Source organism: Pseudomonas sp. C9-3, from assembly GCF_032392015.1.
GTDB classification, from domain to species: domain Bacteria; phylum Pseudomonadota; class Gammaproteobacteria; order Pseudomonadales; family Pseudomonadaceae; genus Pseudomonas; species Pseudomonas nitroreducens.
Map to the genome: position 1 here is coordinate 2,195,027 of NZ_CP135919.1, position 25,701 is coordinate 2,220,727.

Below are 25,701 nucleotides of genomic sequence, written 5' to 3' on the forward strand. Positions count from 1 at the left end.
TGTCCGAGTGTCCTGTGAACTGCCGGGCAACTTCGAAACCGCAGATCCTGCCCTGGTGAATTAATGAACAGGGCGAATCCGCGCAATAGTCGAAGTTTTGCGCTCGCGCCTACGCCGGTGACGAACTGCTATTCGAACCGTGGGAGGCTGGGCCTTTACATTCAATTTTGCATGTCAACCAGTCTGTTTCGCCGCTTCGCTCTGCGCCGGGCTTCAGCGACCCTCTGGTCTGTGGATTGGCATGACCGTACCGACAGGTTTGCTGGACTCATATTTTCCGACGAACGGTAATTTGTACTCCAGGGATTACAGCCGTGTAAGCCATTGGCGATAGTCAAACAAGCGACTGAATATTGTCGTGGACGTGTCGGGGCGGCGAAGTGCGACGACCAATTCGCGATAGCGGGAGTAAGCCCCGTAAGTGGCGCTGCTTACAGAGAATGTCAATTAATTGTCGAGAGTAAACCGGCCCGATATCAGCGCTTATATCTGCGAGTGGACAATAAACTCTGAACTTTTCAGCGGGTGCTTAGGTTACTACCTTTCGATTAAACCTTTTGGCCAGGAGCCTTTGAGAGTGCTCCCGGCGCCTTGTACAGAAGCTGCTATCTCTTTCTGGCCATAAACAAAAAAATATTCCGGTCAGAGGAAGTCAGCATGGCGATCCAGGCGAAGGTCGTGGCGTCTCAAGTGCAGGTGGCCACCGCCACGCAGCAGACGGTACAAGGAAGCATCGTTCTCCAGCAGGCCAGCAACGTGGCCCTGGATGTCACCGCCGACGCGGTCGCCAGCTACCAGCAGGTTGGTGCGGACCTGGTGGTGCAGCTCAAGGATGGCGAGACCATCCGCATCGCCAATTTCTTCGCCGAAGGGCAGCCGCCCAGCCAGCTTTATCTCGTGGACGAGAAGGGCGACCTGGTGGTGACCGAACTGGATGCTGTTGCGGCCGACGGCACGCTGATGCCCACCTACGTCTCCGCGCCCATCGACGCCGGCTTTGAGTCCCTGACCGGTGCCGAGGCCGGCGCTGCGGCAGGTGGCATCGCCGGGCTGGGCACGGCCGGGACCATCCTCGCCGGCGCCGCAGTGATTGCTGGCGGCGCTGCCATTGCCAGCAGCGGCGGTGGGGGCGGGGGTGGCGGCGGTGGCGGCGGCAGCAACCCTCCAGCGCCCCCGCGCCGGCGACCGATGTCACGGTCAGCCCTGATGGCAGCGTGATCACCGGCCGTGCAACGCCGGGTACGACCGTCGAGGTGGATGTCAACGGTGACGGCCAGCCCGACTACACCGCGCCGGTGGACGGCAACGGCAATTTCCAGATACCGGTCAGCCCGCCATTGAGCAACGGCGAAAATGTCACCGTGGTAGTGCGCGGCCCCAATGGTGGCAGTGCCAGCTCCGGTACCACCGTCACCGCGCCGGATACCACGGCTCCTGGCGCCGCGACCGGTGTCACGGTGTCGGAAGATGGCAGCAAGGTCAGCGGCAGCGCCGAGCCTGGTTCCACCGTGAAGGTCGACACCAACGGAGATGGTGTTCCCGACGCTACCGGTGTTGCCGGCTCCGACGGGCATTTCGAGATCACCCTGCCCACCCCGGTGAACAATGGCCAGGGCGTCACGGTGACGGTCACCGACCCGGCCGGCAACAGCGGACCGGCCACCGTGGTGAGTGCGCCGGATACCACGCCACCGGAGGCCGCCCATGACCTGGCGATCAGCGCCGACGGTCGTGGCCTTGCGGGTATCGCCGAACCGGGTAGCTCATTGTCCATCGATCTCAACAATGACGGCATCCCTGACCTGACCGTGCAGGTCGGTCCCGATGGGCGTTTCAATCTCAGCCTGGAGTCGCCGCTGTCCGCCGGCCAGGTCATTTCCATCATCGTTCGCGACGCCGCCGGCAACGCCAGCCCCATCGCCACCGTCAGCGCGCCGGGCGGCGCGGTGCCGGCGCCGGTCATCGAACCGAGCAACGGTCATGTCCTCCAGGGCACGGCGACTGTGGGCACCCAGGTCTACCTGAGCAATGCCCAGGGCACCCTGATCGGCGTGGCCCTGGTGGGTGGCGACGGCCACTGGAGCTTCACCCCGCTCACGCCGCTGGCCGACGGTACAGTGGTTACCGCCGTTGCACGAGGCCCGCAGGGGGAGAGCGGCCCCGTCAGCGTCACGGTGGATGCCGTGGCACCGTCCACGCCGGCCATCACGTCGGGTAACGCCAGCGGGCTGGAGGGGACGGCGGAAGCCGGCGCGACCGTGGTGCTCACCACCGGCAACGGCGCCCCGCTGGCGACCGTCGTCGCCGACGGCAACGGCCACTGGAGCTACCAGCCCGGCTCGCCATTGCCCAATGGCACCCAGGTCACCGTCGTCGCCAGGGACGCGGCCGGCAACCTCAGCGGCCCGGCGCAGATCACCCTGGATACCCAGCCCCCGGCAGCGCCCACGGTCAACCCGAGCAATGGCGGATTGTTCAGTGGCAGCGCGGAAGCCAACAGCACGGTGCTGCTGACCAATGCCTCCGGCCAGGTGATCGGCCAGGCCCAGGTCGACGGCAGCGGCCACTGGCAGTTCTCCTTCAGCCCCCCGCTGGGCGACGGTGTGCAGGTCTCGGTCAGCGCCAGGGACGCCGCCGGCAACACCGGGCCGGCGGCCAGCGTCACGGTGGATGCCAGCATTCCCTCGGCGCCCACGGTCAACCCCAGCAACGGCTTGAGCATCAGTGGCCTGGCGGATGCCGGGGACCGCGTGGAGATCCGCGACGCCAACGGCAACCTGATCGGCTCCGTCACTGCCGATGGAGGAGGCCACTGGAGCTACACCCCCGGTGCTCAGCTCCCTGACGGCACCCAGTTGCAGGTCGTCGCCGTGGACCCGCTGAGCGGCCACCAGAGCCCGGTGATCGGGCTGGTCGTTGACGGGGTGGCACCCGTTGCGCCCCAGGTGGACACCAGCAATGGCGCCGTCCTCAGCGGCATCGCCGAACCCGGCAGCCTGGTCAGCCTCACCGACCCACAGGGCAACCTCATTGCTCAGGTCCGCGCCGACGGCATCAGCGGTGCGTGGTCCTTCACGCCGGGGGCTTCGTTGCCAGACGGTACGGTGGTGGTGGTCACCGCCACCGACGCCGCCGGCAACTCCAGCCAGCCCACCAGCGTGGTGGTCGACGCCGCCGCGCCGCCGCCGCCGCAGGTCAATGCCAGCAATGGCCTTGTCCTCAGCGGGACGGCCGAACGCGGCGCCACCCTGATCATCCTCGATGCCAACGGCAATCCCATCGGCCAGGTGACCGCCGACGCCGCCACCGGGCAGTGGACCTTCACGCCGCCGTCGGCCCTGCCCAGCGGCACGCAGGTTTCCGTGGTCGCCCGTGACGCCGCCGGTAACGTCGGCCAGCCAACTCCCGTGGTCATCGACCGCCAGGCCCCCAATGCTCCGCAGATCGACGCGAGCAACGGCGATGTCCTGCATGGCACCGCCGAGCCGGGCAGCACGGTGACCCTCACCGACGGCAACGGCAATCCCATCGCCCAGGTTTCCGCCGATCCGGTGACCGGGGACTGGTCATACACGCCGGGTACGCCCCTGGGCAATGGCACCCAGGTGCTCGCCACCGCGACGGACGCGGCCGGCAACGTCAGCCCGGTGGGGCAGATCACCGTCGACAACCTGGCACCCAATGCCCCCACGGCAGGGCCAAGCAACGGCACGCAGATCAGCGGCACCGCCGAGCCGGGCAGCACCGTCGTCATCATGGACGCCGCCGGCAACCCCTTGGGCGAGGCGGCGGTGGGGCTCAATGGAGCCTGGCTGTTCCGCTTCAACCAGGCGCTGCCCAGTGGCTTCGTGCTGCGCCTGGCGGTGCGTGATGCGGCCGGCAACGTTGGTGCGGAAACCACCACCACGGTGGACAGCGACCTGACCACGCCGCCCACACCGGATGCGAGCAACGGCAGCGTCATCAGCGGCACCGCCGAGGCCGGCCAGCAGGTGATAGTGCGCGATGCCAACGGCAATGAAATCGGCCGCACCACGGCCGACGGAAATGGCCACTGGAGCGTCACGCCGGCGACGCCATTGCCCAACGGTTCGGATTACCAGGTGGTAGCCGTCGACCCGGTCAGCGGCCGTGAAAGCGCACCGGTCACGGGCTCCGTGGATGCCGTGGCGCCGGCCGCTCCGACCATCAACGGCAGCACCGGCGTGACGCTGTCGGGCAGGGCGGAACCCGGCTCGACCGTCACGCTCAGCGATGGCAACGGCAATCCCATCGCCGTGGTCACGGCCGATGGCAACGGGCAGTGGACCTTCACACCCGGTACCGCGCTGCCCAACGGCACGCAGGTGAACGTGACGGCCACCGACGCGGCCGGCAATGTCAGCCAGCCGGCGAGCACCACGGTGGATTCCGTGGCGCCGCCGACCCCGCTGGTCGATCCGAGCAATGGCCAGCTCTTCACCGGTACCGCCGAGGCCAACGCCACGGTGATCCTGCGCGATGCCGGCGGCAATGTAATCGGCCAGGCGCTCGCCGACGCGGGTGGCGTCTGGAGCTTCGCCCCGCAACCGGCGCTGCCCAACGGCACCCAGGTGACGGTCATGGCCCGCGATGCGGCGGGCAATGAAAGCGGCACGGCGGGTGTGACCGTGGACGCGCAGCCACCGGCCGCGCCGGTGGTCGCACCCAGCACCGGCAGCGAGCTCAGCGGCACCGCCGAACCCAACGCGCAGGTGGTGGTGATCTCCGCCAATGGCCAGGTGATCGCCGAAGTGCCAGTAGGGCCCGACGGCAGCTGGAGCTACACCCCGAGCACGCCGCTGCCCGATGGTGCGACCCTCAGCGTGGTCGCGGTGGACTCCTCCGGCAACCGCAGCGACACCACCACGCTGACCGTCGACGCCACGCCGCCGGCAGACCCGCAGGTGAACCCCGGCAACGGCACGCAGATCAGCGGCACCGCCGAACCGGGCAGCACGGTCACGGTGACCGATGCGAACAACAACCTGGTGGGCCAGACCACCGCCGACGGCCAGGGCAACTGGAGCATCACCCCGGCATCGCCGTTGCCCAACGGCAGCAGCGTAACGGTGGTCGCCACCGATGCGGCGGGCAATGCCAGCAATGGCACGGTGGTGACCATCGACAGCAGCGCGCCGACGGACCCGACGGCCACGCCGAGCAACGGCACCGTGCTCAGCGGGACCGCCGAGGAGGGCAGCATCCTGGTCTTCACCGACGGCGCCGGCAACGCGCTGGGGCAGGTCACCGTCGGTGCGGGCGGCAACTGGACCTTCACCCCGGACCAGCCTCTGGCCGACGGAACCGTGGTGACCATCGTCGCCCGCGATGCTGCAGGCAACGAGAGCGGCCCGGTCCAGGTGACGGTGGACTCCAGCGCGCCCACCACGCCGACCCTCGACCCAAGCAGCGGCAGCGTCCTGGGCGGCACCGGGGAAATCGGCAGTACGGTCATCGTCAGCGTCGCCGGCAGTGAGGTCGCCCGTGTGCAGGTCGGCCAGGACGGCCGCTGGAGCTACACGCCCGGCAGCCCGTTGGGCGACGGCACGGCCGTCTCGGTGCAGGGCACCGACGCGGCCGGCAACACCACGCCTGTCGTCAACGGCAGCGTGGACGGCGTCGCTCCCGGCGCGCCGGATATCCTGCCGAGCAACGGCACCACCTTCAGCGGCACCGCCGAAGCGGGCAGCACCGTCATCCTCAGCGGGCCGGGCGGCGAGATCGGCCGCGCCCTGGTGGATGCCGAGGGCCACTGGACCTACACCGCCACTCCAGCGGTGGGCAACGGCGTGACCGTCAGCGCAGTCGCACAGGATGCCGCCGGCAACATCAGTGGCAGTGACAGTGTGGTGGTGGACTCCGCTGCGCCCGTCGCCCCGAGCATCGACCCGAGCAATGGCACGGTAATCACCGGCACCGCCGAGATCGCCAGCACCATTACGCTGGTCTACGCCAACAACGTGCTGATCGGCCAGGCCACCACCGGCCCGGACGGCAGCTGGACCTTCACCCCGAGTCCGCCCCTGGCCGACGGCACCCGGATCGATGTGATTGCCCAGGATGCTTCCGGCAACGCCAGCGCCGTGGCGAGCATCGTCATCGATGCCGCGCCCCCGGCGGCGCCAACCGTCGCACCGAGCAATGGCAGCGCACTCAGCGGCACGGCAGAGGTGGGCAGCACGGTCATCGTCACTACCGCGGGCGGCCAGGAACTGGGCCGCACCACCGCCGGCCCGGACGGCCAGTGGACGCTAAACCCAAGCCCGCAGCCGGGTGATGGCGACGTGCTGCAGGTCATCGCGCGGGACGCCGCCGGCAACCAGAGCACGCCGGCCAGCGTCACCATCGATGCCGACCCGCCTGCCGCACCGACCCTCAGCGCCAGCAACGGCGAAGTGCTCAGCGGCACGGCGGAGGCGGGCAGCACCGTCTTGCTGAGCGTGGGTGGCACTGCCATCGGCCAGACCACGGCGGATGCCAGTGGGCACTGGACCTTCACACCGGCCAGTCCGATCGCCGACACGACCCTGGTGACTGCCCTGGCCCGCGATGCGGCGGGCAACATCAGCCCGCCAGCGACGGTGACGGTGGACGCCACGCTGCCGAGTGCGCCGATCATCTCTCCCAGCGATGGCAGCGTGATCAGCGGGACCGCGGAGCCCAACGTCATCGTGCGCATTCTCGATGGCAACGGCGTGATGCTGATCGAAGTTGGCGCCGGTAGCGACGGCAAGTGGAGCTGGACGCCGCCCTCGAAGCTCCCCGATGGCACACAAATTTCCGCCGTGGCGGTGGAGGGCGGGCAGGTCAGCGGTGAAACCAGCATCACCATCGATGGCCTCGCGCCCGGTGCTCCAACCATTGAGCCGAGCAATGGCACCGTTCTCAGCGGTACTGCCGAGGCCGGTAGCACCGTGATCCTCAGCGATGGCAACGGCAACCCGGTCGCGCAAGTTACCGCCGACCCCAGTGGGCACTGGACCTTCTCGCCCGCCGCGCCGCTGGCAAACGGTACGGTGGTCAATGCCGTGGCGCAGGACGCCGCCGGCAACACCAGTCAACCCGCCAGCACCACGGTGGATGCGCTGGCACCGGCCGCACCAACCATCGACGCCAGCAACGGCAACGTTCTGACCGGCAGCGTCGAACCGGGGGCCACGGTCATCCTCATCGACGGCAACGGCAACCCCATCGGCCAGGTGATTGCCAATGCCGGCACCGGGCAGTGGAGTTTCACGCCCAACCCACCGCTGCTCGGCGGTACCACAGTGATCGCCATCGCCCAGGATGCCGCCGGCAACACCAGCGGCCCGGCCAGCACCCAGGTGGACACCACCGCGCCGACCACGCCGACCATCCTGCCCAGCAACGGCACTGTGCTCAGCGGCACCGGCGAGGCCGGTTCGAGCATCGTGCTCACTGACGGTAACGGCAACTCGATCGCCCAGGTCAGCGTCGATGGCAACGGCAAGTGGAGCTTCACGCCGTCGACGATGTTGCCCAATGGCACGACGGTGAATGCCGTGTCGGTGGACGCCGCCGGCAACCAGAGCGCCTCGGTCAGCACCACCGTGGACACCACCGCCCCGGCCGACCCGACCATCAACCAGAGCAACGGCACGCTGCTGACCGGCACCGCAGAAGCGAATGCGCTGGTACTGCTCACCGATGGCAATGGCAACGCCATCGGCCAGGTACGCGCGGGTGCCAACGGCGCCTGGAGCCTGGCGGTGAGCCCGGCGCTGGCCAACGGTACGCAGGTGATTGCCCAGGCCAAGGATGCCGCCGGCAACACCAGCGGCACGGTGAGCACCACCGTGGACTCGGTCGCGCCCGCCGCACCGACCATCGCGGCGAGCAACGGCACCGAGCTGCACGGCACCGCCGAGATCAACGCCACCGTCATCCTCACCGACGGCAACGGCAACCTGATCGGCCAGGCCACGGCCAACGGCAGCGGCAACTGGAGCTTCACACCCGGTACCCCGTTGGCCAATGGCACTGTGGTGAACGCAGTGGCGCAGGATGCCACCGGCAACACCAGCGGCCCGGTCAGCACCACGGTCGACAACCTGGCGCCGCCCACCCCGACCATTGACGCCAGCAACGGCACGCTGCTCGAAGGGACCGCCGAGGCCAACGCCACGGTGATTCTCACCGACGGCAACGGCAATCCCATCGGCCAGGTCAGCGCCAATGGGGCGGGGCAGTGGTCCTTCGCACCCGGCACAGCGCTGCCCGATGGCACCGTGGTCAACGTCGTGGCGCGGGATGCTGCCGGCAATACCAGCGGCTCAGCCAGCACCACGGTGGACGCCGTGGCGCCGGCCGTCCCGACCATTGCCCCGAGCAATGGCGTGCATATCACCGGTACCGCCACGGCCGGCGTTACCGTGGTGCTCACCGATGGCGGCGGCAATCCCATCGGCACCGCCGTCGCCGACAGCGCCGGCAACTGGTCCTTCGATCCGGCCACGCCGCTGGGCAATGGCGTGGTCATCCAGGCCGCCACCCGCGATGCGGTCGGGAATACCAGTGCAACGGTCAGCACCACCGTCGACAACGTCGCGCCGCCGCCACCGACCATCGAGCCCAGCGATGGCACCGTGCTGAGCGGTACCGCCGAAATCAACGCCACCGTCATCCTGCGCGATGGCAACGGCAACTTCATCGGCACTACCCAGGCCAACGGTAGCGGCGACTGGACATTCAGTCCCAGCCCGGCGCTGGCCAACGGCACCACGGTCACCGCCGTGGCCCAGGACGCCGCCGGCAACAGTAGCGGCCCTGCGTCCACGGTAGTCGACAGCCAGGCGCCTGAGCCACCGGTGGTCGACCCCAGCAATGGCACGCTGCTCAGCGGCAGCGCCGAACTGGGCGTCACCGTGGTGCTCAGCGTGAATGGTGTGGAACTGGCGCGGGTTGCGGTGCAGGCCGATGGGACCTGGTCCTTCCCGGTACCCTCGGCGCTGGCCAACGGCACGGTGGTGGATGTGCTGACGGTGGACGCCACGGGCAACCTGAGCGCCAGCGTCAGCGTCACCATCGACGCCCTGGCGCCGCCGGTCCCCACCGTTACGCCCAGCGATGGCTCCGTACTCGCCGGCACCGCGGAAGCCAATGCCACGGTCATCCTGCGCGATGGCTTCGGCAACCTGATCATCGAAGTGAAGGCCGATGCCAGCGGCAACTGGCACTACGTGCCGGGCTCGCCGCTGGCCGACGGCCTGGAAGTCGTGGTCAGCGCCCGTGACGCGGTCGGCAACGAAGGCCTGGGGACCAGCGTGGTCATCGACTCCAGCCTGCCGGCCGTGCCGGTCATCACACCGAGCAACGGCACGGTGATCAGCGGCACCGCCGAAGCCAACGTCACTATCCTGCTGAGCGTCGACGGTGTGTTCGTCGGCCAGGTGACCGCGCAAGCCAACGGCAGCTGGAGCTTCACGCCCGCAGCACCGCTGGCCGATGGTGCCGTGATCAGCGTCGTGGCGCGCGACGCCAGCAACAACCTCAGCGGCGCCGCTACCCTGGTGGTCGACGCGCTGGCACCGAACGTACCGGTGGTCTCGCCGAGCAATGGCGGACAGATCACCGGCACGGCAGAGGCGGGTGCCACGGTGGTACTCAGCGTCGGGGGCGTGCCCATCGCCCAGGTGGTGGTCGACGGCACCGGCCATTGGGCCTACACGCCCGGTGTGCCTCTGGCCAATGGCGTGCAGGTCAGCGTGGTGGCTCGGGATGCGACGGGCAATACCAGTGGCGCGGTGAGCGTCACGGTGGACAGCGTCGCACCCAACACGCCGACCATTGCCGCCAGCAACGGCATCACCTTCACCGGCACTGCCGAAGCCAACTCCACGGTCATCATCACGGGAGCCAATGGCGCGTTGCTCGGCCAGGTCACGGCCAACGCCAGCGGTCTCTGGAGCTTCACACCGGGAGTACCGGTGGGCAACGGTGTGGTGGTGAGCGTGGTGGCGAAGGATGCCGCCGGCAACGTCAGCCTCATCGCCGCCAGCACCACGGTGGATGCGCTGCCGCCGGCCACCCCGGTGATCAATCCCAGCAATGGCGTGTTGCTTGCCGGTACGGCCGAGGCGGGCGCCACGGTGGTGCTCAGCGTGGGCGGCAACATCATCGGCCAGGTCACCGCCAACGCTCAGGGGCAATGGAGCTTCGCCCCTGGCGTGGCGCTGGCCAACAACACCCAGGTCAGCGTGGTGGCCAAGGACGCCGTGGGCAATATCAGCGTCGCCGCCAGTGTCACGGTGGATGCCGTGGCGCCCACCGCTCCGGTAGTCGCCCCGAGCAACGGCAGTGTACTCAGCGGCACGGCGGAGATCGGTTCGACGGTAATCCTCAAGGTCGGCGGCGCCATCATCGCGCAGGTCACCGCCGATGCCACCGGGAACTGGAGCTTCACGCCCGGCAGCCCGCTGGCGAACAACACTCAGGTCAGCGTGACGGCCAAGGACGCTGCCGGCAACACCAGTGTGGCAACCACCATCGGCATCGACAGCGTGGCGCCGGTCGCGCCCAGCGGCTTGAGCGTGACCGCCAATGGCACAGTGCTCACCGGCATCGCCGAAGCGAACAGCACGGTGAAGGTCATCATCAATGGCGACACGGCCAACCCGATCACTGTCCAGGCCAACGCCAGCGGCAACTTCACCGTCAACCTCAGCCCGGCCCTGACCGCAGGGCAGTTGCTGACGGTGAACGCCGTGGATGCCGCCGGCAATGCCGGCGCGGCGATCCAGATCCAGGCGCCGGACCTGACGCGCCCGGTGCTGACCATCGCCGAGGCCGCCGACGGCTACATCAACAAGGCCGAGCTGAGCGACGGCATCCAGGTGCGTGTCGGCCTGACCGCTGGTGCCCGCGCCGGGCAGACCCTGACCCTGCGCTACAGCGAGCCGGGCGGCTACAGCTACACCCAGGCCCACGTGCTCACTGCCGCGGAGATTCTGGCGGGAGTGGCCCTGGTAACCGTGCTGCCTGCCGCCGGAGTGGGTGTGATCCCGCAGGGCGCGGCGACCCTCACCGCAGACGTCAATGGCGGGCTGACGGCGACGCCGGCCAGCTTCGTCCTCGACACCCTTGCGCCGGCCACACCGGTACTGACCCTGGCGAGCAACCTGCTGGGTATCAGTGGTGAGGCCAACAGCACGCTGGTGGTGGACGTGAACGTCAGTGGGCTGACCTCGCACACCGAACTGACTGCCAGTAACGCGGGCCTCGCCCAGGTGGACCTGTTCAGCGGCCTGGGCCTGAGCCTGACCTGGGACCAGTTGCTGGACGCCAGTGTGTCGGTGGGATCGCGGGATGCCGCCGGCAACCTCGGCAACCTGGCGAGCATCAACCTGGAGAATGTGCTCACGCAGAACACTGTGACCATCGGCGGGCTCGGCCTGGCCGTCGGGTTGCTGCCGCCGGCACTGGGCATCAGCGGCACGGCGATCGCCGGGGGCAGCCTCGCGGTGCAGGTGATCACGCCGGCGGCCAACGTCACGCTGCACCCGGTTGTCGATGCCACCGGGCACTTCACCATCAACCTGCTGGCGGCGGACCTGCTGGGGCAGCTCGGCCTGTCCGTCACGCAGATCCTCAACCTGGGCAGCCAGCTCAGCCTGCAATTGATCGCCTATGACGCCAGCGGTCACCAGAGCGCGACCTACGGCATCTCGCTCACCGGCTCGGGGCTGAGCCTGGCCATCGGCGAGATCAGTGTCACCGGGACAGCGGGTGCCGATGTGTTCGTCGGGCAGAGCGGTGCCGAGCATTTCTACGGCAATGCCGGGGCGGACCTGTTCCTCCATGTCGGTACCGGCGACATCGTCCAGGCCGGCGATGGCAACGACACCGTCCAGCTGCAGGCCACCAACTTCAAGTCCATCGACGGCGGTACCGGCTTCGACACCGTGATGCTCGACCACGGCATCACCCTCAACTACGGCGCGGCCGGCACCGGCACCTGGACCAACATCGAGCGGGTGGACATGGGCAAGGGCGATACCGGCGGCAGCCTGACGCTCACCGCCGCCCAGGTGGACGCGGTGACCGATGCCAACAACGTCCTGCAGGTCACCGGCGACGCCAACGACACGCTGACGGTAAGGGGCGCGGTGGATACGGGGGTGAACCAGGTGCATGGCGGCGTCAGCTACGACGTCTACAGCTTCGGCAGCAATACGCTGCTGGTGGAGGAAAACACCGTCCACGTCGTTGTGTCCTGAACCGTCGTTTCCGGGAGAAGGAAAGCACTGCATGACACCACGCAACGCCTGGTTGTACGGCCTGCTGCTGATCAGCGCGGCAGGCCAGGGGCAGACACTGGACGAGGCCGTGCGCGCCGGCCTCGCCATCCATCCCGAAGTCCGCGCCGCGGTGGCGGAGGCGGAGCGCGGCAAGACCGATGTGGAGATCAGCAAGGGCGGTTATTACCCGCAGGTGAGCATGTCCGGAGGGCCCAACGAATTCGACTTCGGCGAAGTCGTCTACGACCTGACCGCGTCCCAGATGCTCTACGACTGGGGCCGGATGAAGAGCAAGGTGGACAGCGCCAAGGCCACCCATCGCCAGCTCGACGAGTCCGCGCTGGTGAGCCGCGAGGACGCTGCCCTGGACATCGTCGAGACCTACCTCGACGTGCTTGCCGCACAGGCGCGGATCGAGACTGTGCGCGAGCACATCCAGCGCCTGGGTGACATCCGCGAGATGACCCAGGCCCGCGGCGGCGACGGCTATGCCGACCGCAGCGAACTGGACCGCGCCAACCTCGAACTGTCCCGCGCGCAGGAACAGCTGGCGCTGGAGAAAGGCGCCCTGCAGGACGCCCGCAACCAGTACGAGGTACTGGTCGGCAAGCCGCCGGCCGACCTCGCCGAACCGGAGCCCCTGTCCATGCAACGCTACCTGGTCGGAACCGACATGAATCGCCTGATCGTCGACAGCCCGCTGTACCGCAAGGCCGCCGAGGACGCCGAGGTGGCCGAGGCCAGGCTGCGCGAGAGCAAGGCCTCGCTGCTTCCGCAGGTGAACCTGGAGGCCTCGTCGCTGCGCCGGGAGATCGGTGGACACCTGGAGAACGACTCGGTCGTCTCGCTGCGCCTGCGCATGGATACCTTCGAAGGTCTCTCCAACTTCCGTCGGCCCACCGCCGCCCAGCAACACCTGGAGTCCACCCGCTGGACCCGCGATGCCATGCAACGCGACATCAAGCGCAAGCTGCAGACCCTGTTCGACACCGACGACACCCTGCGCTGGCGGCAGGATTCGCTGGTGCAGCAGGTGCGTGAATCGGACCAGGTGAGCGGCGTCTACCGTGACCAGTTCGAAGTCGGCCGGCGCGACGTGATCGACCTGCTCAACGTGCAGCGCGAACGCTTCGAGGCTGAACGCCAGCTGGCCAACCTGCGCTTCGAGCGCAAGCGCGTGGAATACCGCGCCGCCGCGCAGATCGGCCTGCTCGGGCCGATGCTGGAAAACCACCTGTCTCCGGGAGCCTCCTGATGAACGCCGACAATGTGGTGCTGCTGGCGGAACACGAGGATGAAGCCGATCCGCTGCGCCAGGGGCTTTCCCTGCTGTGCCGCCAGCTGGGCCGACCGCTGGGAGTGGCCGAGCTGGGGGAGGGCATGCCGCTGCACCAGGGCCGCCTGCCGCTGCGCTTCGTGCCCCGCGCCCTGCGCCGAGCAGACATTGTTGCGCGGGTCGAGCGCCTGGCCCTGGCGAAGATGGACAGCTACCTGCTCCCCGCGCTGCTGCTGCTCGAAGACGGCGGCACCCTGGTGCTCTGCGAGCAGGATGAACAGACGGCCAGCGTGCTGGTGCCGTACAGCGACGGCGGCGTCGAGCGAATTCCGTTGGCCGAGCTGCAGCACCGCTACAGCGGCGTGGCGATCTTCGCCAAGTGCCGCTACCGCGCGGACGGTCGCGTCGGCGACTTCGCCCGGCGCGAGCCGGACCACTGGTTCTTTGGCCCGCTGAAACGCCTCTGGCGCTCCTACTTCGAAGTCGCCATGGCGGCGATGATGGCGAACCTGCTGGCGATTGCTTCAGCGCTGTTCGCCATGCAGGTGTATGACCGGGTCGTGCCCAACGCGGCCATGGACACCTTGTGGATTCTCGCCACCGGCGTGGGCCTGGCGATTGTGCTGGAGGGTGTGATTCGTGCCCTGCGGGGGCACCTGCTGACGACCATGGGCAAGCGCATCGACCTGCAGCTGTCGACCCTGCTGTTCGAGCGCGTGCTCAATACCCGGCTGGCCGCCAAGCCCGGCTCGGTGGGCGCGTTCAGTACGCAGGTGCGCGAGTTCGAGGGCGTGCGCGAATTCTTCACGGCGTCCAGTGCTGCAATGATCAGCGACCTGCCGTTCGTGTTCCTGTTCCTGCTGATCATCGCGCTGATCGGCGGGCACCTGGTCTGGGTGCCGGCGGTGGCGGCGCTGCTGATGCTGCTGCCCGGGTTGTTCTGCCAGGGGCTGCTGGCGCGGCTGTCGCGGGAGAACCTGCGCGAGGGCGCGGTGAAGAACGGCATCCTGCTGGAGTCCATCGAGAACCTCGAGTCGGTCAAGGCCACCCGTGCCGAGGGCCGCTGCCTGCACCTCTGGGAAAATCTCACCGCGCAGCTGGCTGGCAACGCCATGCGCACCCACACGCTGACCACGGCACTGTCCTATGGCGCGAGCATCGTCCAGCAGCTGTGCTACGTCGGCGTAGTGGTGTTCGGCGTGTACCGCATCAGTGCCGGTGAGCTCAGCGTCGGCGCGCTGGTGGCCTGCTCGATCCTCGCATCCCGCGCGGTGGCGCCGCTGGCCCAGGCCGCCGGCATCCTGGGCCGCTGGCAGCACACCAAAGTGGCCATGGAAGGGCTCGACCAATTGATGAAGGCGCCCATGGAGCGCCCGCAGGACAAGCGTTTCGTGCGCAAGGAACGTCTCGCCGGGCACTACCGCCTGGAAGCCCTGAAGCTGGCCCACGGCGAGAATCCGCCGGCGGTGGACATCACGGCGTTGGAGATTCGTCCCGGCGAACGCATCGCATTGCTGGGCGGCAACGGCGCGGGCAAGTCGACCCTGCTGCGCCTGCTGGCCGGGCTTTACGACGCGCAATCCGGTCGTCTGCTGCTCGATGACGTGGCCATCGCGCAGATCGACCCTTCCGACCGCCGCCGGCACATCGGCTATCTGCCTCAGGACGTCGCCCTGTTCTTCGGCACCCTGCGTGACAACCTCAATCTGGAAGGCGCTGCGATCAGCGACGACGAGATGTTCGAGGCGCTGGACGGCGTCGGCCTGGGCGATTTCGTCCGCTCGCACCCGCTGGGGCTGGACCTGCCGCTGCTGGGCAACGGCAGCCTGTCCGGCGGCCAGCGCCAGGCCGTGGGGCTGGCCCGGGTGCTGCTGCAGGACCCGCCCGTGGTATTGCTCGACGAGCCCACCGCCACCTTTGACCAGAGTACCGAGCTGCACGTCATCGGGTATCTGCAACGCTGGCTGGAAGGCCGCACCCTGGTGATGACCACGCACAAGAAGACCATGCTCGCCGTGGCTTCTCGCGCTGTGGTGCTCAGCCAGGGCAAGGTGGTGATGGACGGCACCCTGGACCAGATCGTCAAGGACCGCACGGTCCATATTCCCGGACAGGAAGGAGCCGTCCATGGCCAGTGAATCCCGTGCCGCCGAACGCCTGCGCCGAGAGTTGCAGGACCCGCTGCTGGCCGCCAGTCATCCGGTGTCGCGGCCGCTGCTCTGGGCGCTGCTGTTGAGCCTGGTCGCCGCCATTGCCTGGGCGGCCTGGGCCGAGCTGGACGAGGTGACCCGTGGCGACGGCCGGGTGGTGCCGTTCAGCCGCATGCAGAAGATCCAGAGCCTGGAGGGCGGCATCCTTGACCGTCTGCTGGTGCAGGAGGGCGAGCTGGTGCAGGTGGGCCAGCCGCTGGTACGCCTGGATCGCACGCACTTCGAGACCTCCTGGCAGGAAGCCGCCAACCAGGCCGAAGTGCTCGGCGCCGCCATTGCCCGGCTGGATGCCGAGGTGATGGGCCAGGATCACATCGTCTTCCCCGAAGGCATGCCCGCCGATGGCCCGGTGGCGCGTTCCGAGCGCGAGCTGTTCAAGTCGCGGCGCGACAAACTGGAGGAAAATACTCGTTCGCTGCAGAAGCAGATCCGCCTGGCGCAGAGCCAGCTGGCCCTGGTCGAACCGCTGGTGGCACGACGCGCGGTGAGCCAGATGGAAGCACTCAAGCTGAGCCAGGACATCGCCACCCTGAGTGGCAAGCTCACCGAACTGAAGAACACCTACTTCCAGGACGCCTACACCGAACGCCAGGAGAAGAAGGCCCAACTGGCGCAGATCGAGCCCATCGTCCAGCAGCGCAAGGACCAGTTGCGCCGCACGGAAATCCTCTCGCCGGTACGTGGGCGGGTGAACACCGTGCTGATCAGCACCCGTGGCGGCGTGGTGCAGCCGGGTGAGCCGATCATGGAGGTGATCCCGGTGGAGGAGCGCCTGCTGGTGGAGGCCAAGGTCAAGCCGCGCGACGTGGCTTTCCTGGTGCCGGGCATGCCGGCCAAGGTGAAGATCACTGCCTATGACTACAGCATCTACGGTGATTTGAAGGGCACCCTGGAACAGATCAGCGCCGATACGATCGAAGAAGAGACGGTGCACGGCAAGGAGTACTACTACCAGGTGCTGATCAAGACCGACGGTAGCCAGTTGACGCGTAACGGCGAGGTGCTGCCGATCATCCCCGGCATGGTCGCCGAAGTGGACATCCTCAGCGGCAAGCGCAGCGTGCTGAACTACCTGTTGCGGCCGTTGCTCAAGGCGCGGTTGATGTAGCGAGGTACCCCGCACGAACGGTCATCCGGGGATGGCCCGGCGGGCCATGAGGTGAACACGGAAACACCCGGCGTACGCCTCCTTTCCCGGACGGGAAAGGGCCGGGGACCTGGGGAGGGAAGGGCGTGGCACTGTAGGGGCGAGCCGACCTGCCATGGATGTCCGGGCGGGGCATGCGGTCGGCTCGCTCCTACGGCGGCCAGTCGATCCTCGCATCCACCACTACGGTTCTTCCTGTAGGAGCGAGCTTGCTCGCGAACCTCCCAGCGCCGGAACTACCGGGAAAATCGTTCGCGAGCAAGCTCGCTCCTACATAAAGAAGCTGGGAGCGTGGGGCAGGGCAGTCATCACACAACCTGGTCGACCATGGCCCCCGTAGCGCCTGATGTTGTACGATGACTACCTCTCATTTTCTATCCAGCGACTCCCATGCCCACCAGCCCGCTTCCCCGCAAACGTTCCCGCAGCCTCGCCCACGACGTGGTCGCCGAGCTTTCCGCGCGTATCCGCGACGGTCGCATCAAACCGGGGGAGAAGCTGCCCACCGAGTCGGCGATCATGGCCGAGCAGGGTGTCAGCCGCACCGTGGTGCGCGAGGCGATCTCCCGGCTGCAGGCCGCAGGGCTGGTGGAGACGCGCCACGGTATCGGCACCTTCGTGCTGGACACGCCCAAGGACGGCACGTTCCGCATTGACCCGGCAACCATCGTGACCCTGCGCGATGTGCTCGCCGTGCTGGAACTGCGCATCAGCCTGGAGGTGGAGTCCGCCGGGCTCGCCGCCCAGCGTCGTACGCCGGAGCAGTTGCAGGGCCTGCGCGAAGCCCTGGACGCCCTGGAGGAAAGCCAGGCCCATGGCCGCGACGCCGTGGCCTCGGACTTCCAGTTCCACCTGCGCATCGCCGAGGCCACCGGCAACAGCTATTTCACCGACATCATGAGCCACCTGGGGGCAAGTATCATCCCGCGTACCCGGCTCAACTCCGCGCGCCTGGCCCATGATGACCAGGGCCAGTACCTGGCACGCGTCAACCGCGAGCACGAAGACATCTTCGAGGCCATCGCCCGCCACGACAGCGACGCCGCCCGCGCCGCCATGCGCCTGCACCTCACCAACTCCCGCGAACGCCTGCGCCGCGCCCACGAATCGGCCGAAGAAAAACTCGGCTGACGAGCGGGCGGAAGAAAAGGTTGTCTGATGACTTGTCGTCTTTTATTTGTAGTTGTACGATGACTGACAACAAGACGCCATAAGCCGATTGTCGTTCCACCTCTTCCTATAAAAATTCGCTTTGCAGGGTGATCGCCAATGAATCCACAAGAACTGAAGTCCACCCTTTCGTCCGGTCTGCTGTCGTTCCCCGTGACGGACTTCGATACCCAGGGCAACTTCCGCGCGGACACCTACGCCCGCCGCCTGGAGTGGCTGGCCCCGTACGGCGCCAGTGCACTCTTCGCGGCTGGCGGCACCGGCGAGTTCTTCTCGCTGGAGCCCAACGAGTTCTCTTCGATCATCAAGACCGCGGTGGATACCTGCCGTGGCCAGGTGCCGATCCTCGCTGGCGCCGGCGGCCCGACCCGCCAGGCCATCGCCTACGCCCAGGAAGCCGAACGGCAGGGCGCCGCCGGCATCCTGCTGCTGCCGCACTACCTGACCGAAGCCAGCCAGGAAGGCCTGGTGGCCCACGTCGAGCAGGTCTGCCGCTCGGTGGACTTCGGCGTGGTGGTGTACAACCGCAACGTCTGCCGCCTGAACGCCGACAGCCTGGAAAAACTGGCGGATCGCTGCCCGAACCTGATCGGCTTCAAGGACGGCATCGGCGAGATCGAGCCGATGGTCGCCATTCGCCGCCGCCTGGGCGAGCGCCTGACCTACCTCGGCGGCCTGCCGACCGCCGAAGTCTATGCGGCGGCCTACAAGGCCCTGGGCGTGCCGGTGTATTCCTCCGCCGTCTTCAACTTCATCCCGAAGACTGCCATTGAGTTCTACAACGCCATCGCCGCTGACGACCACACGACGGTCAACCGCCTGATCGACGATTTCTTCCTGCCTTACCTGGCCATCCGCAACCGCTGCGAAGGTTACGGCGTGAGCATCATCAAGGCCGGCGCCAAGCTGGTCGGCCATGACGCGGGTCCGGTGCGCGCACCGCTGACCGACCTCACCGGCGAAGAAGTCGAGATGCTCGACGCGCTGATCAAGAAACTCGGCCCGCAGTAAGCCGGAGGTTCCCGTGGCACAACAGTATTCGCACTACGTCGACGGCCAGTGGCTGGCCGCTACCGACGCGACCCCGAACCGCAATCCGTCCGACCTCTCCGATGTGGTCGGCGACTACGCCCTGGGCGACGCCGCGCTGGTCAACCAGGCAGTGGAGGCGGCCCGCGCCGCATTCCCGGCCTGGTCCAACAGCAATGTGCAGGCCCGCGCCGATGCACTGGACAAGGTCGGCAGCGAGATCCTCGCCCGTCGCGCCGAGCTGGGCGCGCTGCTGGCGCGGGAGGAGGGCAAGACCCTGCCCGAAGCGATCGGCGAAGTCGGCCGCGCCGGCAACATCTTCAAGTTCTTCGCCGGCGAATGCCTGCGCCTGGCCGGCGACCTGCTGCCTTCGGTTCGCCCCGGCGTCAGCGTCGAGATAACCCGCGAAGCCGTGGGCGTGGTCGGCCTGATCACCCCGTGGAACTTCCCCATCGCCATCCCGGCCTGGAAGATCGCCCCGGCCCTGGCCTACGGCAACTGCGTGGTGATCAAGCCCGCCGACCTGGTGCCCGGCAGTGCCTGGGCGCTGGCGGAAATCATCTCCCGCGCCGGTTTCCCCAATGGCGTGTTCAACCTGGTGATGGGCCGTGGCAGCGTGATTGGCGAAGCCCTGGTCAACCACCCGCAGGTGGACGCCGTGAGCTTCACCGGCTCGGTCGGTGTCGGCCGGCGCATCGCCGCACAATGCGTGGCCCGTGGTGCCAAGGTGCAGCTGGAGATGGGCGGCAAGAACCCGCAGATCATCCTCGACGACGCAGACCTCGCCAGCGCCGTGGAACTGTCGGTGCAGAGCGCCTTCTACTCCACCGGCCAGCGCTGCACCGCTTCCAGCCGGCTGATCGTCACCGAAGGTATCTACCCGCGCTTCGTCGAGGCCATGGTCGAGCGCATGCGCAGGATCAAGGTCGGCAACGCGTTGCACGAAGGTATCGACATCGGCCCGGTGGTCTCCGAAGCGCAGCTGCGCCAGGACCTGGACTACGTCGAGATCGGCCGCAACGAAGGCGCGCGCCTGCTGTTCGGCGGTGAGCGTCTGGCGCTGGCCACCGACGGCTACTACATGGCCCCGGCGCTGTTCGACGAGACCACCCCGGAGATGCGCATCAACCGCGAAGAAATCTTCGGCCCGGTGGCCAGCATCCTCAAGGTGAAGGACTACGACGAAGCGCTGGCCCAGGCCAACGCCACCGAATTCGGTCTCTCCGCCGGGATCGCCACCACCTCGCTCAAGCATGCCGCGCACTTCAAGCGGCATGCCCAGGCCGGGATGGTGATGGTCAACCTGCCCACCGCCGGCGTGGATTACCACGTGCCGTTCGGCGGTCGCAAAGGTTCGTCCTACGGGCCGCGCGAGCAGGGCCGTTATGCCCAGGAGTTCTACACCACGGTGAAGACCGCCTACGTCGGCGCCTGACCGGCTCAGCGGGCGGCCCTTGCCATCGCCGCCCGCTGCGTAAGCACCCGCAACCCCGATACAAGAACAAAGCAGGGGAACCACCATGACCATCGTCTGCCCGCAGTCGACACGTACCCGCGAACCCAGGCGCTGAACGCGCCGCGAGCTTCCCACTCCGCTCACTTTCGCTGGTAGGTCGTCATGCTGAATCAATCGATCGCACATCCGATTGCACATCGCCGCGCCGTCGCGCGCCGGCTTCCCCCGCGCCCGTTCCCTGGCCGCGTCGCGTCGTCTTGCCTGCTCGGCAGACGTCCGACGGGGCTGTTTTCTTCGCTCCACGCTCTCAAGCACTTCGCCATCCGGCTGCCTGCCGGTCATGGCGCGCACTTTCCTGTGTCGCTCGCGCATGTCGTCAGTACGCGAGTCGGAACGGACGTACCGGCCCCGGCCGCCGTACGTCGGCAAGGAGGCGGTAACGGCTCGCCGCAGCGGGCCGGCTGATAATCTGGCCGGCATGCGCCGGTCGCTCCCATAAAAACAAGACACGAGACGCAATCGATGAGCCAAGCAACCGCCAAACCGACGCATGTGCGTTACCTGATCCTGCTGATGCTGTTCCTGGTAACCACCATCAACTACGCCGACCGCGCCACCATTTCCATCGCCGGCTCCAGCCTGCAGAAGGACCTGGGCATCGACGCGGTCACCCTCGGCTATATCTTCTCCGCCTTCGGCTGGGCCTACGTGGCCGGGCAGATTCCCGGCGGCTGGCTGCTGGATCGCTTCGGCTCGAAGAAGGTCTATGCGGCGGGCATCTTCATCTGGTCGCTGTTCACCTTCCTGCAGGGCTTCGTCGGCTACCTGCCGGTGGCCAGTGCGGTGATCGCACTGTTCCTGCTGCGCTTCATGGTGGGCTTCGCCGAGGCGCCGTCCTTCCCCGGTAACGCGCGCATCGTCGCTGCCTGGTTCCCCACCGCCGAACGCGGCACGGCCTCGGCCATCTTCAATTCGGCGCAGTACTTCGCCACCGCGCTGTTCGCCCCGATCATGGGCTGGATCGTCTTCCACTTCGGCTGGGAGCACGTGTTCGTGGTGATGGGTGTGCTGGGCATGGTCTTCGCCGGCATCTGGATGAAGACCATCTACAACCCCAAGGAACACCCGCGCACCAACGCCGCTGAAGTGGCCGCCATCGAGGCCGGCGGCGGTATGGTCGACATGGACCAGAAGCGCGCCAGTGACGGTCCGAAATGGCACTACGTCAGCCAGCTGCTGCGCAGCCGCATGCTGCTGGGCGTGTACCTGGGCCAGTACTGCATCAACGCGATCACCTACTTCTTCCTCACCTGGTTCCCGGTGTACCTGGTGCAGGAGCGCGGCATGTCGATCCTCAAGGCCGGCTTCATCGCTTCGCTGCCCGCGCTGATGGGCTTCCTCGGTGGTGTACTGGGCGGGATCATCTCCGACTACCTGCTGCGCCGCGGCCATTCGCTGACCTTCGCCCGCAAGCTGCCCATCGTCTGCGGCCTGCTGCTGTCCACCACCATGGTGTTCTGCAACTACGTGGATGCCGAGTGGATGGTGGTCGGCTTCATGACCCTGGCGTTCTTCGGCAAGGGCCTGGGTGCGCTGGGCTGGGCGGTGGTGGCGGATACCTCGCCCAAGCAGATCGCCGGCCTCTCCGGTGGCCTGTTCAACACCTTCGGCAACCTGGCCTCGATCACCACGCCGATCGTCATCGGCTACCTGATCAGCGCCACCGGCTCGTTCAAGTGGGCGCTGGTGTTCGTCGGCGCCAACGCCCTGGTGGCGGTGCTGAGCTACCTGTTCATCGTCGGCCGTATCGAGCGGGTAGAGCTGAGCGACGAAGCGCCCAAGTCGCCGCGCCGTGTCGATGAAAAACGTCTGGCCCCGGCCAATTCCTGAGCAGTTCCGGGGGTATTTCGGAGATGAGTGTCATGCAGTTGATCCCGCACCAGGACTCGCCGCGCTACGTGAAATTGCACGCGGACGATAACGTCGCCATCGTCGTCAACGACCAGGGCGTGGCCGCTGGCGGTCGCTTTCCAGACGAACTGGTAGCTGCCGAGTCGATCCCGCAGAGCCACAAGGTGGCGCTGGTGGACATAGCCGAAGGTGCGCCGGTGCTGCGCTACGGCACGGTGATCGGTTATGCGCTGGCACCCATCGCCAAGGGTCGCTGGGTCACCGAGCAGCTGCTCAGCCTGCCGGAGCCGCCGGCGCTGGATGCGCTGCCGCTGGCTACCGACGTGCCGCCCGCCGCCGAGCCACTGACCGGCTACAGCTTCGAGGGCTACCGCAACGCCGACGGCAGCGTCGGCACGCGCAATCTGCTGGGCGTCAGCACCACGGTACAGTGCGTGACCGGCGTGCTGGACCACTGCGTGGAGCGCGCCCGCCGCGAGCTACTGCCCAAGTACCCGCACGTCGATGACGTAGTGGCGCTGACCCACAGTTACGGCTGCGGCGTGGCGATCAACGCGCCGGACGCGATCATCCCGATTCGCACGTTGTACAACCTGGCGCGCAACCCCAACCTAGGCGGCCAGGCGCTGGTCATCGGCCTGGGGTGTGAGAAGCTGCAGCCGGTGCAACTGATGGACGGCGATGCGCTCACCGCCGGCCAGGACGAGGCGCAGTGGCTGTACCGCCTGCAGGAGTCCGGCAACGGCTTCCAGGGCATGGTGGCGCAGATCCTCGAGCTGATCGAAGAGCGTCTGGTGGCGCTGAACGAGCGCCGCCGCGAAACCGTGCCGGCCTCGGAGCTGGTGGTGGGCATGCAGTGCGGCGGCAGCGATGCCTTCTCCGGCGTCACCGCCAACCCCGGCCTCGGTGTGGCGGCGGACCTGCTGGTGCGTGCTGGCGCCACCGTGATGTTCTCCGAAAACACCGAGGTGCGCGACGGCATCCACCTGCTCACCGCCCGCGCGGCCACCCGCGAGGTGGCCGAGCAACTGGTCGCCGAGATGGACTGGTACGACCGCTACCTCGCCCGCGGCATGGCCGACCGCAGCGCCAACACGACGCCCGGCAACAAGAAGGGCGGGCTGAACAACATCGTCGAGAAGGCCATGGGCTCCATCGCCAAGTCCGGCAACAGCGCCATCGCCGGGGTCGTTTCGCCCGGCGCGCGGGTGAAGGGCAGGGGCCTGCAATACTGCGCCACCCCGGCCAGCGACTTCATCTGCGGCACCCTGCAACTGGCCGCCGGGATGAACCTGCACATTTTCACCACGGGCCGCGGCACGCCTTATGGGCTGGCCATGGCGCCGGTGATCAAGGTGGCCACGCGCACCGAGCTGGCCGAGCGCTGGCCGGACCTGATCGACGTCGACGCCGGCCGGGTCACCTCCGGGCGCATGACCCTCGACGAACTGGGTTGGGAAATCTTCCAGCTCTATCTCGACGTGGCCAGCGGCAAGGTGCACACCTGGGCTGAACGCCACCGCCTGCACAACGACCTGGTGCTGTTCAATCCGGCTCCGGTGACCTGATCCGCGCCTGAACGCCCGCAGCGCCGCCAGACGCTGCGGGTAGCCCTGAGCTTGCCCGTTCGCGAGCAAGCTCGCTCCTACAAAAAGCTAGAAACCTCGCGTCTGCCCGCTCTGCTGGGACGGGCGGCGCTCACTCTGAAATCCACGATCCGGAGACAACAATGAAAAACTCCACCCTGGGCGCCGCCATCGCCTGCGCCGCCCTCGGCCTGCTCGTGCCTGCCGCCCAGGCTGCCGGCTTCCTCGAAGACAGCAAGGCCAGCCTGACCCTGCGCAACTTCTACATCAACAGTGACAACCGCAACGGCACTGCCGAACCGAGCCGCCAGGAAGAGTGGGGCCAGGGTTTCATCCTCAACTATGCCTCGGGCTACACCCAGGGCACCGTGGGGGTGGGCGTCGACGCCATCGGACTGCTCGGCGTCCGGCTGGACAGTGGCGGCGGCACCCACTACGAATCCGCCAGTCAGCAGGCCGGCACCGTGTTCCCGTCGAAAAGCAACGGCGAGGCGGTGAACGATTTCAGCAGCTTCGGTCCGACCCTCAAGGCGAAGATTTCCAGCACCGAACTGCGCTACGGCACCCTGATGCCCAAGCTGCCGGTGGTGACCTACAACGACGGTCGCCTGCTGCCCGGCACCTTCGAGGGCGGGCAGGTGACCAGTGCCGACATCGACAACCTGAGCCTGGTGGCCGGCAAGCTGGAACACACCCGCGGGCGTAACTCCAGCGACTGGCGCGGCCTGTCGATCCAGGGCGCCAACAGCGGCGCGACGGCCCGCGACAGCAACGAGTTCTACTATGCCGGCGGCGACTACAAGCTGAGCAAGGACCTGACGCTGCAGTACTACTACGGCCAGCTCAGCGAGTTCTACCAGCAGCACTTCCTCGGCCTGCAACACAGCCTGAACCTCGGCCCCGGTGTGCTGAAGACCGACCTGCGCGCCTTCGACAGCGATTCCGATGGCAAGAACGGCAGCACCTCAGGGCGAGCCGACGGCTACCTCTCCAGCGGCTACTACGGTAACCGGGTGACCAAGGGCGAGGTGGACAATCGCACCTACAGCGGAATGTTCACCTACAGCCTGTCCGGCCACAGCTTCGGTGCCGGCTATCAGGTCATGAACGGTGACAGCGATTTCCCGTACCTGAACCGGGGCGACGGTGCCAGCGGCAGCGCCTACCTGATCACCGACGTGCAGATCGGCAAGTTCCTGCATGCCGGCGAGCGAACCTGGGTGGCGCGCTACGGCTACGACTTCGCCCAGGCCGGCCTGCCGGGCCTGACCTTCGCGGCGATCTACCTCAAGGGCGACGACGTGAAGACCGCCAGCGGCGACGAGGGCGAGTGGGAGCGCGACCTGACGCTGTCCTATGTGATCCCCGAGGGCAGCTTCAAGGGACTGGGCTTCTCCTGGCGCAACGCCATGCTGCGCAGCGGCCTGCCCGCCAGCGGCTCCGGCACGCCGACCCAGCGCGACCAGGACGAGAATCGCCTGATCGTCAGCTACACCTTGCCGTTGTTCTGACCGCTCCTACAGACCGTAGGGCGGATAACGCTGGCGCGTTATGCACCCTACGGGGCGGAAGATGGACTCACACACTGGCGCCGATCTGCAGGAGCGAGCTTGCTCGCGAACGGCCTGACGCCGGGTA

The 25,701-nt window shown here is 67.5% G+C and carries 11 protein-coding genes; all 11 read left to right on the forward strand.

Translation table 11 applies throughout. The features are described from left to right. Nucleotides 1-678: 678 nt before the first annotated feature. Nucleotides 679-1,218: a BapA prefix-like domain-containing protein gene (locus tag RS899_RS09975; protein ID WP_315809783.1), complete on the forward strand. Its 540-nt coding sequence runs from the start codon at nt 679-681 to the stop codon at nt 1,216-1,218. Then, a complete protein-coding gene (locus RS899_RS09980) occupies nt 1,215-12,257 on the forward strand; it encodes an Ig-like domain-containing protein (RefSeq protein ID WP_315809784.1) in 11,043 nt (3,680 codons plus the stop codon). The genes RS899_RS09975 and RS899_RS09980 overlap by 4 nt, the downstream gene beginning before the upstream one ends. 31 nt (nt 12,258-12,288) lie before the next feature. After that, entirely contained in the window at nt 12,289-13,533 is a 1,245-nt protein-coding gene (locus tag RS899_RS09985; RefSeq protein ID WP_409978054.1) for a TolC family protein, read from the forward strand. Next, nucleotides 13,533-15,692, forward strand: a complete 2,160-nt coding sequence (locus tag RS899_RS09990) for a type I secretion system permease/ATPase (protein WP_315809785.1) — start codon at nt 13,533-13,535, stop codon at nt 15,690-15,692. Before RS899_RS09985 ends, RS899_RS09990 begins: the two co-directional genes overlap by 1 nt. After that, the gene (locus RS899_RS09995) at nt 15,682-16,872 is read left to right on the forward strand and encodes an HlyD family efflux transporter periplasmic adaptor subunit (RefSeq protein WP_315809786.1); all 1,191 of its coding nucleotides are present in this window, start codon (nt 15,682-15,684) and stop codon (nt 16,870-16,872) included. Before RS899_RS09990 ends, RS899_RS09995 begins: the two co-directional genes overlap by 11 nt. A gap of 429 nt (nt 16,873-17,301) precedes the next feature. Continuing rightward, nucleotides 17,302-18,042, forward strand: a complete 741-nt coding sequence (locus RS899_RS10000) for a FadR/GntR family transcriptional regulator (RefSeq protein WP_315809787.1) — start codon at nt 17,302-17,304, stop codon at nt 18,040-18,042. 138 nt (nt 18,043-18,180) lie between these two features. Further along, nucleotides 18,181-19,092, forward strand: a complete 912-nt coding sequence (kdgD, locus tag RS899_RS10005) for a 5-dehydro-4-deoxyglucarate dehydratase (protein ID WP_315809788.1) — start codon at nt 18,181-18,183, stop codon at nt 19,090-19,092. A gap of 13 nt (nt 19,093-19,105) precedes the next feature. Next, on the forward strand, nt 19,106-20,545 hold the full coding sequence (locus RS899_RS10010; protein ID WP_315809789.1) for an aldehyde dehydrogenase family protein: 1,440 nt from the start codon (nt 19,106-19,108) through the stop codon (nt 20,543-20,545). 543 nt (nt 20,546-21,088) lie between these two features. Next, complete coding sequence (locus RS899_RS10015; RefSeq protein ID WP_138525422.1) at nt 21,089-22,456, forward strand: MFS transporter; 1,368 nt, start codon at nt 21,089-21,091, stop codon at nt 22,454-22,456. Nucleotides 22,457-22,488: 32 nt separating this feature from the next. Continuing rightward, nucleotides 22,489-24,045, forward strand: a complete 1,557-nt coding sequence (garD, locus tag RS899_RS10020; protein ID WP_315809790.1) for a galactarate dehydratase — start codon at nt 22,489-22,491, stop codon at nt 24,043-24,045. A 161-nt stretch (nt 24,046-24,206) separates the two neighbouring features. Further along, nucleotides 24,207-25,574: an OprD family porin gene (locus RS899_RS10025; RefSeq protein WP_315809791.1), complete on the forward strand. Its 1,368-nt coding sequence runs from the start codon at nt 24,207-24,209 to the stop codon at nt 25,572-25,574. The last annotated feature ends 127 nt before the right edge of the window (nt 25,575-25,701 follow it).